This window comes from Niabella ginsenosidivorans, from assembly GCF_001654455.1.
GTDB classification, from domain to species: domain Bacteria; phylum Bacteroidota; class Bacteroidia; order Chitinophagales; family Chitinophagaceae; genus Niabella; species Niabella ginsenosidivorans.
Genome location: NZ_CP015772.1, coordinates 18044 through 33039, shown reverse-complemented (window position 1 = coordinate 33039; position 14996 = coordinate 18044). Strand labels below are relative to the sequence as shown.

The 14996-nt window shown below is 43.8% G+C and carries 15 protein-coding genes; 8 read left to right on the top strand and 7 right to left on the bottom strand.

The features are described from left to right. Window positions 1-33 precede the first annotated feature (33 nt). From A8C56_RS00155 to A8C56_RS00130, 6 genes are all read left to right on the top strand, one after another. The gene (locus A8C56_RS00155; protein WP_067761345.1) at window positions 34-1425 is read left to right on the top strand and encodes a peptidylprolyl isomerase; all 1392 of its coding nucleotides are present in this window, start codon (window positions 34-36) and stop codon (window positions 1423-1425) included. A 258-nt stretch (window positions 1426-1683) separates the two neighbouring features. Then, window positions 1684-2340: a guanylate kinase gene (gmk, locus tag A8C56_RS00150; RefSeq protein ID WP_245645695.1), complete on the top strand. Its 657-nt coding sequence runs from the start codon at window positions 1684-1686 to the stop codon at window positions 2338-2340. A gap of 40 nt (window positions 2341-2380) precedes the next feature. Beyond that, window positions 2381-3628, top strand: coding sequence for a hemolysin family protein (locus A8C56_RS00145; protein WP_067750510.1), 1248 nt, complete (start codon window positions 2381-2383; stop codon window positions 3626-3628). Window positions 3629-3694: 66 nt separating this feature from the next. After that, entirely contained in the window at window positions 3695-4546 is an 852-nt protein-coding gene (gene tatC, locus A8C56_RS00140) for a twin-arginine translocase subunit TatC (protein ID WP_067750507.1), read from the top strand. Between the two features lie 15 nt (window positions 4547-4561). Further along, entirely contained in the window at window positions 4562-5014 is a 453-nt protein-coding gene (rpiB, locus tag A8C56_RS00135) for a ribose 5-phosphate isomerase B (protein ID WP_067750506.1), read from the top strand. A gap of 98 nt (window positions 5015-5112) precedes the next feature. Beyond that, window positions 5113-6654, top strand: coding sequence for a M28 family peptidase (locus A8C56_RS00130; RefSeq protein ID WP_067750503.1), 1542 nt, complete (start codon window positions 5113-5115; stop codon window positions 6652-6654). A gap of 64 nt (window positions 6655-6718) precedes the next feature. Here A8C56_RS00130 and A8C56_RS00125 read toward each other — a convergent pair whose 3' ends face one another. The 5 genes from A8C56_RS00125 to A8C56_RS00105 form a co-directional block, all read right to left on the bottom strand. Then, entirely contained in the window at window positions 6719-7135 is a 417-nt protein-coding gene (locus tag A8C56_RS00125) for an OsmC family protein (protein WP_067750501.1), read from the bottom strand. A gap of 18 nt (window positions 7136-7153) precedes the next feature. Further along, complete coding sequence (locus A8C56_RS00120; RefSeq protein ID WP_067750500.1) at window positions 7154-7945, bottom strand: segregation and condensation protein A; 792 nt, start codon at window positions 7943-7945, stop codon at window positions 7154-7156. A 104-nt stretch (window positions 7946-8049) separates the two neighbouring features. Continuing rightward, window positions 8050-8421: a large conductance mechanosensitive channel protein MscL gene (gene mscL, locus A8C56_RS00115; protein ID WP_067750498.1), complete on the bottom strand. Its 372-nt coding sequence runs from the start codon at window positions 8419-8421 to the stop codon at window positions 8050-8052. A gap of 100 nt (window positions 8422-8521) precedes the next feature. Further along, window positions 8522-9085: a ribosome recycling factor gene (frr, locus tag A8C56_RS00110; protein ID WP_067750497.1), complete on the bottom strand. Its 564-nt coding sequence runs from the start codon at window positions 9083-9085 to the stop codon at window positions 8522-8524. A gap of 86 nt (window positions 9086-9171) precedes the next feature. Beyond that, window positions 9172-10329 (bottom strand): glycosyltransferase family 4 protein, encoded by a 1158-nt coding sequence (locus tag A8C56_RS00105; protein WP_067750494.1) that lies wholly within the window; start codon window positions 10327-10329, stop codon window positions 9172-9174. A gap of 154 nt (window positions 10330-10483) precedes the next feature. On the opposite strand from A8C56_RS00105, the gene A8C56_RS00100 reads away from it, so the two are divergent. Then, window positions 10484-11320, top strand: a complete 837-nt coding sequence (locus A8C56_RS00100; RefSeq protein ID WP_067761338.1) for a transketolase — start codon at window positions 10484-10486, stop codon at window positions 11318-11320. A 32-nt stretch (window positions 11321-11352) separates the two neighbouring features. Here A8C56_RS00100 and A8C56_RS00095 read toward each other — a convergent pair whose 3' ends face one another. Together A8C56_RS00095 and rbfA are read right to left on the bottom strand one after the other, a co-directional pair. After that, complete coding sequence (locus A8C56_RS00095) at window positions 11353-12576, bottom strand: FtsX-like permease family protein (protein WP_067750491.1); 1224 nt, start codon at window positions 12574-12576, stop codon at window positions 11353-11355. A gap of 56 nt (window positions 12577-12632) precedes the next feature. Next, on the bottom strand, window positions 12633-13013 hold the full coding sequence (gene rbfA / locus A8C56_RS00090; protein ID WP_067750488.1) for a 30S ribosome-binding factor RbfA: 381 nt from the start codon (window positions 13011-13013) through the stop codon (window positions 12633-12635). Window positions 13014-13080: 67 nt separating this feature from the next. Between rbfA and A8C56_RS00085 the strand changes: the two genes are divergently transcribed. Beyond that, on the top strand, window positions 13081-14898 hold the full coding sequence (locus A8C56_RS00085) for an ABC transporter ATP-binding protein (RefSeq protein ID WP_067750484.1): 1818 nt from the start codon (window positions 13081-13083) through the stop codon (window positions 14896-14898). The last annotated feature ends 98 nt before the right edge of the window (window positions 14899-14996 follow it).

Below are 14996 nucleotides of genomic sequence, written 5' to 3'. Positions count from 1 at the left end.
TTTACGCGGGTTTATTTTTGAATTATGTTTTATATGAATAAAGGACTTTTTTCAGTAAAAAGCTTTTTAACTGCTTTCTGTACATTGTTTGCATTAACAGTGCTGGCACAGGGCCAGGCCCAAAAGGGTGTAGTGGATAAGATCATCGGCGTTGTCGGAGACCGGATTATTTTACAGTCAGACATACAGAATGCCATTGCAGATGCCATGCGCAGCGGGGAAAAATTGCCTTCAAATGCGCCCTGCGTGATCATGGAACATGCCATACTTCAGAAAATACTGGCATTGCAGGCAGAGAGGGATTCCATCCCTTTAACAGATGAGGAAGTGGAATCGCAGATGGACCTGAGGGTACGCAACTGGATCATGCAGTTCGGAAGCCAGGCGGAACTGGAAGAAGTTGCCGGAAAAACGGTGTACCAGCTAAAAGATGACCAACGCCCGATGATCAAAGAACAGATGCTGAGCGATCGTATGCGTAACAAAGTGGTAAGCGATGTGCATATTACACCTACGGAAGTAAAAGCCTATTTTGAGAAGATCCCAAAAGACAGCCTGCCGTTCCTGGAATCGGAACTGGAAGTAGGGCAGATCGTATTGCTGCCGCCCGCATCAAAAGATGTGGAAGATTATATTTACAATGAAATGCTGGGATATAAAAAGCAGATCGAATCCGGTGCCACTACTTTTGAAGCGCTTGCAAAAAGAGTTTCGGAAGATCCCGGAAGCCGTGAACGAGGTGGCACCTATGAAGTAAACCGTTCTGACAAGAGCACCTGGGACCCTGTATTTCTTTCAACGGCATTCCGTTTAAAAGCCGGGGAGATATCCTTGCCGGTAAAATCCAACCGCTTTGGCTATTTCCTGATTCAGCAGGTCAGCCGCCGTGGCGATGCGGCCAGGATCAAAATGATCCTGCGTATTCCTCCGGTAACGGAAAACGAGCTGTCTGTTGCCAAAAAAACACTGGACAGTGTCCGGGCGGAAATTGAGAATAAAAAAATAAGCTTTAAAGACGCTGCCTACAAATACAGTGATGATGAGAATGTAAAGAATTACGGCCCTTATGTTTTAAACAGGGACGGATCTACCTATGTTACCATTGATGCCCTGGATAAGGATATGGTCAATACTATTAAAGACATGAAAGTGGGCGATCTTTCCAAACCGGTTGAGTTTACAAATGACCAGGGCAAAAAAGGAGTACGGCTGGTTTACCTCAAATCAAAAACAGAGCCGCACCGTATGAACCTGGTAGATGATTATGCCAAAATTGCAGACCTGGCCCTGGAGCAAAAAAAAGCGGAAGTGCTTGACAAATGGATCTCCAAAAAGATCCCGACTTATTACATACTGGTAGATAAACAGGCCACCCAGGAATGCCCCGAGCTGAACAAGTATGAAACAACCGACAAAGGTTTTTAAAGCAACACGGCGTAACGTTCTGATCCGGGGTTTCGGATCGATGATTCAGATCATTTTTCCCGGACCGCAAAGTACAAAATGATCTTATCCCGAAGCAGATTTATACAACTGTCCTGATATCCGCCGTATAGCGGATCAGCAATAGCCACGCAGCAATACTGCTCTTAACAGGTACTGAAACATGTTCAGGGCAATGCTAATAAAGGCAATCCTGGTATTAATTTATTTAGCAGGTGGTTTTGGCGGTAAAATTAATAAATGCAGAATATTTTAGTATTTTGCAGGAGCATGAATGTAACCGTACAACCATTTTTTTATGCGCCGGTAATGCAGGGTTCAAAAGGGCAGCACAAGATCATTATTCTTACAGCGCCATCCGGCGCCGGCAAAACATCTATTACCCGGTACCTTCTCAGCAGGATCCCGCAGCTGTCATTTTCTATTTCGGCAGCTACAAGAAAGGCCCGGGAAGGAGAGGTGAATGGCAGGGATTATTATTTTATAAGCCCGGAAGAATTTCAGAAAAAGATCAAAAACAACGAGTTTGTAGAGTGGGAAATGGTGTATGAAGGAAAATATTATGGCACTTTAAAAAGTGAACTGGACCGTTTGTGGAAGCTGCATCAATATCCTCTGCTGGACATTGATGTAAAAGGAGCCATTCATGTGCAGCAGCAATATCCCAGGGAAAGTCTTTCTATCTTTATAGAACCGCCTTCTGTAAAAGAATTAAGAAGAAGGCTCATCTCCCGGGGAAGTGAAAGCGAGGAGTCTTTACAAACCCGGCTGAACAAGGCGGAATATGAATTGTCTTTTATGAACCACTTTAATAAAGTGGTGGTAAATGACGACCTGGAAGAAGCCTGTACGGAAGCAGAGGGCATTGTAAAGCATTTCCTGGGAATTAAGGAATAACAAAAAGTATAAAAACAGCAGTTTTACATATCTTTATCTTATGGAATGGCAGCTCATAATGTGGATTGCATCCCTGTTATTCATGATCTTCTTTGCCGGGGTAGAGATGGCCTTTTTCAGCGTCAGCAGATTGAGCATAGAGCTGAAGCGGAAACAGGGCAGCTTAACAGGGCGTATGCTGGGCAAATTTGTTGATGCTCCTGCTGTTTTTTGGGGTACTACGGTGATCGGGTACATTGTAGCTCTCACCATTTTTGTGTTGCAGACCAGTGAAGTGCTGATCCCGTTCTGGCAAAAAATGGGCATTGACTCGCGTTTTTGGCAGATCGTGCTGGAGATCGCTTTTAACACCATTGTGATCCTGTTGTTTGTGGAATTCATTCCCCGGGCCGTTTTCAGGGCAAACAGCAGCCCATTGCTGAGCGGTCTTGCATTCATCATCAACTTTTTTATCTGGTTGTTCTACCCGATCACAGCGGCGCTGTTCCGGTTGGCAAACTGGATATTGAAATATGTATTCAATGTGCGCCTGGATAAAAATAAATCACCGTTTGCACGAAACGACCTGCAGTTCATGTTCCGTGATAGCCGGAAGACCCTCAGGGAAGAAACCAGCACCCATCTTTTGGAAAATGCGCAGGAACTGGCGAACATCAAGATCCGGCAGAGTATGGTGCCGCGTAAGGAGATCATCGCGGTAGAAATAAACGATTCGGTGGAAAATCTTGCAAAAAAATTTGTGGAAACCAAACGCAGCCGCATTATCGTTTATGAATCGAATATCGATAATATACTGGGTTTTGTGCACGAGCTGGATATGTTTAAACGGCCGGGCCATATAGAGGATATCCTGATCCCTATTATAGCGGTACCGGAAAGCATGACCGCCGTAGGGTTGATCAATAAATTCAGCAAAGAATCAAAAAGTATTGCCTGGGTGGTAGATGAATTTGGCGGAACCGCAGGTGTTATTACAATGGAGGATATACTGGAAGAGTTGTTTGGCGAGATATGGGACGAGTACGACACACAGTTGTTTGTTGAAAAGCGGATTGCAGAAGATGAATATATTTTCTCCGGACGGCTTGAGCTGGATTACCTCGAAAGAAAGTATGGCTTCGAGTTAGAGAATATTGAAGATTCTGAAACACTGTCGGGCTATATCATCAATTTTTATGAAACAATACCTGTACAAAAAGAACGGATCATTATTGGCGATTTTGAATTTGATATCCTTGCTGTTAGTGATACACGGATAGAGATGGTAAAAATGAAAAAATTAAAATAGAGTCAATAAAAAGCCGCACATTTGCGTAGATTTTTTTACGCATTTTTTATTGCATTTAATTGAACAATGGCTTTACTGGATTTTTTAAAAAAGAGGGGTGGTGATAGTGATGAAGAGATGTCCTTTATTGATCACCTCGAAGTTTTGCGGTGGCATTTGATTCGTTCTATTATCGCAATTGTTATTTGTGCCATTTTAATCTTTATTTATATAAATGAGATCGTTGATGTTATCATAATGGCGCCTACCAAGCCCAATTTTATTGCAGCAAAGTGGTTCTGCTGGCTGGGGCAAAAACTGCATATCGACTCACTTTGTTTAAATGCCAGCGACGTTCATTTTCAGGAAACCGCAATGACGGGTCAGTTCATATCCTCCTTTACCATTGCGTTTGTAGGTGGGTTTATTGTTGCGTTTCCATATGTGTTCTGGGAACTATGGAAATTTGTACGGCCAGCCCTGTCGGATAAGGAAAGAAGGCAAACCAGTGGTATCATTTTTTGGGTGGCTGTTTTGTTTTTTATAGGGGTGCTTTTCGGTTATTTTATTTTGACCCCCTTTATGGTTAACTTTTATTTCAATTATAAACTAAGCTCCCAGATTGCGATCGTTCCGCTTTTTTCAGATTACCTTGAAAATCTGATTTATACAACCGCCGGTATCGGGTTGCTGTTCCAGATGCCGTTACTGGTGCTGCTGCTTGCAAAAATAGGTATTGTTACCGCTAAGTTTTTGCGTAAGTACAGGCGGCATGCTTTTGTAGTGATCATTACAGCCGCGGCAATTATCACACCTTCTACAGACCCCTTCAGTTTGATGATCGTAACCATCCCGCTTTATTTATTGTATGAGGCCAGTATTTCTGTAGCTGCCAAGGTGCAGAAGGCTGATAAGGAGCAAGCGGAAGAATGGAGTTAGCAAAACTGTAAAACCATGGATACAAATTTTGATATTAAAAAGCCTGTTGCCATTGGCGCAGATCATGCCGGCTTTGAGTATAAGCAATTGCTCATCTCCTTTTTGGAAGGAAAAGGATTATTGTTTAAAGATTTTGGTACCCACTCAACAGATTCCGCGGATTACCCGGATTTTGCGCATCCCGTGGCGGCAGCTGTGGAAAGCGGCGATTATGCATTTGGCATCCTGCTTTGCGGCAGTGCCAACGGGGTTGCTATTACGGCTAATAAGCACCGGGGCGTAAGAGCTGCCATTTGCTGGGAGCAGGAAATTGCGGAGCTTGCCCGGAAACACAATGACGCCAATATTCTTTGTATACCTGCCCGGTTTGTTACCGAGGCAGTGGCAGAAGAATTGGTAGCCATCTTTATTGCCACTGAATTTGAAGGCGGCCGGCATGCTGCAAGGGTGGCTAAAATAAGCTGCTGATCCATAAAGGACCGGTTTTTCAATAGACGGGATAATACACTTGATTATATGGGAACGTATTATAAACGATTGGCACCAAAATCAAAAAAAAACGTGTAATGATTAAACAATCCATTCTTATCATAGCTGCCCTTATCGGCACAGTTGCCTGCGCACAAAAAAGAATCAATCCGGAAGTTTTTGCAAAAACAATTACCCCCGAAGATCTGAAAAAGCATTTATCTGTTATTGCAGGTGCAGAAATGGAAGGCCGCAATACACCCTCACCGGGATTAGAAAAAGCAGCCGGCTATATTGCAGACCATTTCAAACAACTGGGCCTTACCCCGGGTAATAATGGCAGCTTCCGGCAAACCTTCCGGTTGTCCAAAGACTCGCTGGCAGGGCTCGATTTGTCAATCAATGGTGATGATTTTAAGGATCTGGACGATATAGGTCCTTTATTTACCAACGGGGAAAGTGTTGACCTGCAGTTTGACGAATATGTTTTTGCCGGTTATGGAATTGTTGACAATGACCGGGATGATTATTCAGGCATTGATGCAAAAGGAAAGCTGGTTGTATTATTTGCCGGTGCTCCCCAGGGGTTTACACCCTCACAGCAAGGGCGGATGGCTTCCACCTCTTTAATGGTTAAAATAAGTAATGCCCGCAAAAAAGGCGCTGCTGCAATATTGATTGCCGTGGAGGAACTGCCTGCCCGTGTAAAAAGCACCGTTTCCTACAGGCCTTCATGGGCAGAAGATAACCGGCCCAAAGAAGCACCTGTTTTTTTTGTCGGAAAAAATGTTGTTGAAAAATCGAGCGGCCATTCCTTTGATGAAGTGATTGCGGCATTAGACAACGGCAAGGCTACATCAGAACTGACAAAAGCCTCCGTCAGGATCAGCTACCAGTTACAAAAAGGATTGGCTACGGCATCTAATGTGCTGGCTGTTGTGGAAGGAACTGATAAAAAGGATGAGTATCTTTTTATTACCGCGCACTATGATCATTTGGGTAAGGATGCAGCAGGAACAATCTATTACGGAGCGGATGATGATGGCTCCGGAACGGTAAGTGTGCTGGAAATGGCAGCAGCATTTGCCCGGGCAAAAAAAGCCGGTAAAGGCCCCAGAAGGTCGGTGGTATTTATGACGGTAAGTGGCGAGGAAAAAGGATTATGGGGGTCTGAATATTATTCCGGGCACCCTGTTTATCCTTTGGATAAAACAACGGCGGATCTGAATATTGATATGGTGGGCAGAACAGATACGATCCACGAGAAAATGGCAGATTCCGTAAACTATGTATATGTAATCGGGGATGATAAGCTGAGCACGGACCTTACGCCCATCACCGAAGCGGTCAACGGCAAATATACCCAGCTGGTATTGGATCGTAAATACAATGATCCCAACGATCCTGAGCGGATCTATTACCGTAGTGATCATTATAATTTTGCAAGGAAAGGAGTGCCGATTATTTTTTATTTTGATGGCATACACCGCGATTATCACCGCCCTACTGATACAATTGATAAGATCAATTTTTCACTGATGGCACGCCGCGTACAGCTGGTATTTTATACCGCCTGGGAAATGGCAAACCGGGATGAAATGCTGAAGCGTGATCTGACACTGCCGGCATCGGCCCGGTAACCCTTTTGTGCTGCAAAGCCAGTGGTTTCTTTAAAATTCCAGCTTCTTACTCAGCCCCTTCCACTTATGGGACCAGCTTCGCTTCCGAAGTAATCTTCGTATTCAGCAATTTACTGATAGGGCAGTTCGCTTCCGCATCTTTAACGGCTGTTTCAAATTGCTGCTGGCTAATGCCGGGTATTTTTGCAGTTACTTCCAGGTGGCTTTCTGTAACGGCCCCGTTTTCAAAAGTAACCGTGCATTTCGTATCAATATTATCAGCTGTAAAACCGGCTTCGTTCAAAACAAAGCTCAGCTTCATGGTAAAGCAGCCGGCATGTGCGGCAGCGATCAGTTCCTCCGGGTTGGTTCCGGGATTTCCTTCTTCAAACCGTGTCTTATAAGAATAATTCGTATCCTTTAATACGCCGGATTGGGTAGTTGTTTTACCTACACCTTCCTTCCCGGTTCCCTGCCAGTTGGCTGTTGCAAAACGTTTCATGAATTTTTATTTTTATGGTTAAGAGAATGTAGATTCAATAGTAGTTCTGGAATCCTCCCGCTCATCCGGCTCTACATATTCCAGAATAAAATTATTCTTGCCTTCACCGATCATTATTTTTAAAAAACTTTGCTGCACCAGCTCTAATACAGATAAAAATAAGAAGATGGCATGCACGCGGGTTTCTGCATAATCAAACAGCTTTTCAAAAGAAAGTGTTTTGGATCGCTGTGCTTCTTCCATCACTTTTGCCCGGCTGTTTTCCATCGTATAGTTGTAGCGCACTACCGTATGAACGGGCCGGTTCACCCTGTCGGAATAGCGCTGCATGGCCTTTTCAAATGCTTTCATCAGCTTAAACAGGGTGATCGTGTGTATTTCCGTACCCTCCCCTGCTTCCTCTCCAATAGCTACCAGTTCTTTATGAATATTTCCCCGTTTTACCATCAGCATCCGCAGGGCTTCCATTTCTGCTAATTGGGCAGACGCTTCCTTAAAGCGTTTATATTCCAGGATCTTGTTTACCAGCTCCTCCCTGGGGTCTATTTCATTGCCTTGTGCATCCACCTCTTTCCGGGGGATCAGCATTTTTGCTTTTATGCGCATCAGGGTGGAGACAAAGAGGATGAACTCGCTGGATAATTCAATATTCAGCGATTCCTGTTCCCTTATATAAGCCAGAAAATCATTAGTGATCTTTGTGATGGGGATATTATAAATGTCCAGCTCGTCCCGTTCTATAAAGAAAAGTAACAGGTCAAAAGGCCCTTCAAATTGTGAAAGCTTTATCTGATAGGTTGTATTGTTCACTTACTATTGTTTAATACAGAAAGAACAAATGTAACAAATAAGCTACTGACACTAAAAAACGCGCTGTAATCTCAGCGCGTTTTGTGAATAATTTGGGTAGATTTTTATTGCTTTTTCAGCTCATCGCGTATTTCCATCAACAACTTATCGGTTGATGACGGACCAGCGGGAGCTGCTACTTCTTCTTTCTTAAGCTTATTGGCCCCTTTTATTAGCAGGAACAGTACAAATGCAATACACAAAAAGCTGATCACTGCTGAGAGAAAATTTCCATATTTTACTCCGCTCCACGAGAGCTGGGCAATATTTTCAGCTCCTACCGCTTTCAAAGCGGGGTTTAGTAAAAGTGGCGTAATAACGTCCTCTACCAGGGAGGAAACGATTTTGCCAAAAGCTGCGCCAATGATTACACCCACAGCCAGGTCAATTACATTACCCTTAAAGGCAAATTCTTTGAATTCTTTTAGCATTCCCATGTGACTTGATTTTTAAGTTTTATAAATATACGATTTAGGTACAATGAAACAGGGTTTACGGGCTGCTAAAAGCAAATAATATACCATTCGCCACGTATGATCAGATAGCCATTATTTCTTTCTCTTTTGTTGCCAGATGCTTATCTACAATGCTGATATACTTATCTGTAAGCTGCTGCGCAATGGCTTCTGCATCCTTTACACCATCCTCACTCAATCCTTCTTTCTGCAGCTTTTTGATCCCTTCAATCACATCCCGGCGGGCCGCTCTGATAACTATTTTTGAATTTTCTCCTTCGGCATAGCTTTTCTTAACCAGCTCTTTTCTTCTTTCCTCTGTTAGCGGTGGCAGGAATAAACGGATGTTGACCCCGTCGTTCTGGGGATTGATGCCGATGTTTGCCGCAATAATGGCTCTTTCTATAGGCTGCAGCATATTCTTTTCCCAGGGTTGTATATTAATGGTGCGGGCATCCATTACGGTAATGTTCCCAACCTGGTTAATGGGCATCGGAGAACCATAATAGTCAACAGTAATACCATCTAATATCTGGGGAGTTGCTTTTCCGGCGCGGATTTTACCTAATTCCGATTCCAAATGGTTCAGCGCTTTCTTCATATTCTCTTCCGAAGCATCAATTAACTTACTGACTTGTTCCTGCATAAAATCAACAATTTAAAGATTGCAAATCTAATAAAATGCAATTGAAACAATGAATGAGCGGCGGAATAATTGAAGAAATAATATTTTTAATGCACCTGCTCCTGAATAGTTTCTTTGGTTTGAATATTGATCACCTTGGAGTGTTTGGCATTCGCCAGCTTTTGCTGCTGCCTCGCCTGATTAATAATATACCTCCTGTGTATTACCAGCTTCCGTTTGGGTAGCGTATAATAGAGCATACCCAATGCTATAAATGCAGTTCCAAACAGAGCAATGATCAGGAAGGTATTCCCTAATGATCTTGTAAGATAGGTAACAAGCACCAGCAATATATTGGAAGAAACACAGATCAGCGTTACTGCAGAATGCCCCAATCCCCTGTCAATTAAAAGATGGTGCACATGGTTCCTGTCTGGCGAAAAGGGCGAGCGCCCCCTCATGATCCGGTTCCCGAAGACCCTTATCGTATCTACCAGCGGAACAATTAAAATAGAAATTCCTACGGCTACCGCAGACGGGATCGGCAATGCTGCAGCGGGGTCACTTGCCACATTGATAAATTTCAAAACAAGAACAGATACGACCATACCAATCAGCAATGAGCCTGAATCGCCCATAAAGATCTTTGCCGGATGATAATTGAAGATCAGGAACCCGACCAGCGCAGCTGAAAGAGAAAAAGAGAAAGCTGCATAAGGGTGCATCTTTGCAAGATAGAAATAAGTTCCGAAAAGAAGCGAGGCCATCAACCCCAGGCTGCCGGAAAGGCCATCGATCCCATCAATTAAATTATACGCATTAATGATAAGGATGATCACAAAATAAGTAAGAGGCACTCCAATCATTGCATCAAGCGGACCAATGCCCAGTATTCCATACATATTCTCAATACGGATACCTCCTAAATGAACAATAATAGCCGCTGCCAGTATCTGGGCCACAAATTTTTTTGTTGCCGAAAGCGCAATGATATCATCCTTTAGCCCTATAAAAAAAACAAGAACTGCCGCGGCATAAAAATACCTGACTTCCGGGCTTTGGGTCAGGTTGGTACACAATAACCCCGCAAAAAGGAACCCGATAAAAACACCTACCCCTCCAAGAGAGGCAATAGCATGAGTATGTAATTTGCGTTCATCCGGTATATCATACAGTTTCTTCTTGTCAGCAATAAGGATTACCACAGGAATCGCGAGAAACGCAACTATAAAAGCCACGATGGCTGTTAATAGAATTTCTAGCATTCAATAAGGTTTAGTGAGGGCAAAAGTAAGACTTAAAGCTAAGATAGCAAGTTTTAGGCACATAAATAAAAAATCTTTATTTGAGAAATCGCTGTTTATGAGCCTGTTTTTTCAAAAAAAAGTCGCACTTTTGCTATCTAAAATCAAGTTTTTTATGGCCACATTGCAGGAAATAGCATCCCAGGTAAGGAGAGATATTGTAAGAATGGTTCACGGGGCCAACAGCGGTCATCCGGGCGGCTCTTTGGGATGTGCCGATTTTTTGACTGCCCTGTATTTTAAAGAGATGAAAATCAATCCTTCACACTTTGATATGGATGGTATTGATGAAGATCTTTTCTTTTTATCAAATGGTCATATTTCCCCGGTATTCTACTCTGTTTTAGCCCGTGCAGGATATTTTGATATTAAAGAACTGGCTACTTTCCGTAAAATAAACAGCCGCCTGCAGGGGCACCCTACTACCCATGAGCATCTTCCGGGTGTGCGCGTTGCCAGCGGCTCCCTGGGGCAGGGAATGAGCGTGGCAATAGGCGCCGCATTAAGCAAAAAGCTGAATAAAGATCCCCGCTATGTATTTTCCTTACATGGTGACGGTGAACTGGATGAAGGACAGAACTGGGAAGCGATCAGCTTTGCCTCTGCACATAAAGTAGACAACCTGATCTCAACTGTTGACTGGAACGGCCAGCAGATTGACGGCCCTACCGATAAGGTATTAAACATGGGCAATATCGGTGACAAGTTCAGGGCATTTGGCTGGGAAGTGCTTGAAATGAATGGAAATGATATGGACGAAGTAGTAGCCACTATTGAAAAAGCCAAATCACTGACCGGACAGGGCAAGCCCATTGGCATTATGATGCACACGGTAATGGGCAAAGGGGTTGATTTTATGGAGAATGACCATGGATGGCATGGCATTGCGCCCAATGACGAGCAACTGGCCAGGGCGCTGGAGCAGCTACCGGAAACTTTAGGGGACTATTAGACCTATAAGGTTTTTTAAACCTTAAGGTCTGTTTATTCGCTTTTTAGCGAAAATTCTTTACGCGAAGCTTTTAATGCCGGCATCCACGAGGCAATCAACGCTATAATAAATACGGTGACAGCCACCAGCAAAAAATCCCGCAGCTTTAATTCTACCGGGAAATAGTCGATCAAAAAAGAGCCTCCCTGCAATGGGATCAGGTGAAATTGCTTTTGCAGCAATACCATAATCAATGCCAGCAGCATTCCTATACCACCACCGATCAGCGCCAGCAAAAAGCCCTCATTTAAAAATATCTTCAGGATAAAATTGCGGCTGGCTCCTAAAGCATTCAGCACACTGATATCTTTTTGTTTTTCCAGGACCAGCATGGTCAGTGCGCCCACCATATTAAAGGCCGCCACCACCAGTATAAGGCATAGTATAGCATAAAATACCCAGCGTTCCAGGTTCATTATGGAATAAAGGCTCTGGTTTTGCTGATACCGGTTCTGAACAATATACCCTTTTCCAAATAACTGCTGAACGGATTGCTGGATCTTATCCGTTTGGGAAGGATCCCTTACCGCTATTTCAATGCCCGAATATTCATCAGGCTGCAACCCCATTGCATCTTTCAGAAAACCAATATTGGTAATGGCATATTTGGTATCAAAGTCCTGCTGAATGATGAACGCCCCCGCGCTCCGGATCGTATCCCCGCTGATGTTGGAAGCTTCATCAAATTCCTCAGACCCGCTTTTGCGGGGAATATAAATGGTCATGGGGGCTACATTAGGACTGGCTCTTATTTCCAGTGAGCTTTCAATACCGCCCCCTACTACCAGCAGCGGATGCTCAGCCGTTCCAAGATCAAAATGCCCGTCAACCATATGGCCGGCGATGGAATTAACAGCTGTAAACTGGTCATCGGCGCCTTTTAAAGCCACCAGCGCCTGGTTCTCACCGTTCCGTAGCAACGCCTTTTCCTCCACAACCAATGAAAAGTTTTTCAGGCCCGGAACACCCTTTAATTTTTGCAGCTGCTCCCTGCTGATTGTAATGACCTTGCCCGTAGCCGGGGCAACTTTTATATCCGGATAAAAAGAAGAATAAAGCGATTTGACCAATCCCTCAAAGCCATTGAATACGCTGAGCACAAGGATCAGTGCTGCTGTACCTATCATAATAGCTACAATGCAGATCCATGCAATGATATTGATGACATTGGTAGACTTTTTTGCCCTGAAATAGCGCCAGGCGAATAAAAACTGCACGTTTCTTTTTTTTGATGTTGGGGGCTGTTTGCTGAAATGCCGTATGGCGGTACTTATTATTCCTCCTGTTTCCCGTTCCCCTTTCGTTCTTCCTCTATTTTCTTAAACAGCTCTTCCATTTTAAAAACATGATCCAGCGTATCATCTGTATAAAACTTCAATACCGGTATGTTTCTTAGCTGATGCCGCACCGATGCCGCCAGTTCCTTTTTTATTTCGTGGTGACGGTCTTCAATCTTTTTCAGCGCTTTGTCGCTATCCTTTACCTGGAAGAAACTCAGGTAAAAACGGGCTTCCAGCAGATCCGGGGTTACCTTAACCCCCGAGATAGAAACCATTCCTCCATCTACCATATTTAGTCCCAGCTTCTGGAAGATGCCGTTCATTTCCTCATTCAGTAACGCCGCTACCTGTTTTTGTCGTTTGCTTTCCTGCATGATCTTCTCTTTCTGTTCCCTGTAAAATTAGTTACTTTGCGGGGTTAATATACCACATCCTTACAGAATGAAAAAATATTCAAGGGTTTTATACTACTTACGTCCTTATAAAGGAGGTATTTTCCTCTTTTTTTTGTTTACCGTTCTATCCATTGTTTTTTCCCTGTTCAGCTTTGCATTACTACAGCCATTCTTTGATATTATTTTCTATGGCGATAAGCAGCCGCCCCCGGTTCAGAACGGCGCCGGTAATATGCTCACCAGCCTCAAAGGCTTTTTAATGACCCTTGTGCACGGTAGTCATCTTACAGCAGTACAGCTATTAGGGGCTATTTGCATAGTGCTGATCGTGGCTATTTTTCTGAAGAACCTGTTCCTCTATCTTTCCTCTTATGTGCTGAACCCTGTTAAGAATAAAATAGTGAACACCTTCAGAGCTGATATTTATAATAAGATATTACAGCTGCCTATCGGCTATTTTACAGAACAACGTAAAGGTGACATGATCAGCCGGGTAACCAATGATGTGAACGAAGTGGAAGGTTCGGTCATCGGCGTACTGGAAGGATGGATCAAAGACCCTCTGAATATTATTTTTACATTGGTGGCCCTGTTCCTGATCAGCCCTTTGCTTACCGGCTCCATATTGTTGTGCATTCCCGTGATCGGTTTTATCCTTGGCCGTATTTCAAAAGCATTGAAACGCCAGTCTAATGAAGCCGCTATAAAACTGGGTGAATCCTTATCCATTCTTGATGAAACACTGAACGGGCTAAGGGTGATCAAGGCATTTAATGTAGAAGCTCTTTTAAAGGGGCGGTTTGACCAGGTGAACGATGAGCTGATGGATGCCAAAAACCGGATCAGCCGCCGGCGCGATATGGCTTCCCCGATGTCTGAATTCCTGGGCGTAATGGTGTTTGTAGGCATCCTGTGGTTTGGCGGCCGGCTGATCTTAGACAAACAGATCGACCTGGGGGCCCCTGCCTTTTTTGCGTACCTGGCCATGTTCTACAACCTGATCAACCCCATAAAAACACTGTCTACCTCTTTCAGCAATCTGAATAAAGGTTCTGCAGCTATTACCAGGATCGAGGAGGTATTGAATACTCCTGTTACTGTAAACGATAACCCCAACGGTAAAAAGCTGGAACGCTTTGAACATTCCATCGAATTCAGGAATGCAAAATTTTCTTATGACGCGCATGTGATCTTACAGGATATTAACCTTACCATTCAAAAAGGCCAGACCATTGCACTGGTGGGGTCTTCCGGGGCCGGGAAATCCACGTTGGCGGACCTGGTGCCGCGCTTTCATGATGTTACCGGGGGGGAAGTGCTGATTGACGGCATCAATATTAAAGATTACTCCTTGCATTCTGTAAGAGACCTGATGAGCATTGTTACCCAGGAGCCCATTTTATTTAATGACACGATTGCCAATAATATTGCATTGGGGCATACCACCGCCACAAGGGAACAGATTGTTCAGGCTGCAAAGACTGCCAATGCGCATGATTTTATCATACACAAAGAACAACAGTATGATACCAATATCGGGGATCGCGGCAGTAAACTGAGTGGGGGCGAACGCCAGCGCCTGACCATTGCACGGGCGGTTTTAAAGAACCCGCCCATATTGATCCTTGATGAGGCCACTTCTTCCTTAGATACAGAAAGCGAGCGCCTGGTACAGAATGCTATTAATAAAATGATGCAGCACCGTACCAGCCTTGTCATTGCGCACCGCTTAAGCACCATCCGCAATGCAGATGAGATCATTGTATTACAGAAGGGGCAGATTGTTGAACGGGGCACCCACAACAGCCTGATTGAGCAAAACGGGTTTTATAAAAGGTTGGTTGATATGCAGGAAGTAAAATAAAAAGGACCGCAAGACGGATCATTGTTAAATTATTTATCACTTAATTTAAATACGCCTGTTTCTATCTGCTCATTTATTTTGTCAGGTTCTCTTCCATA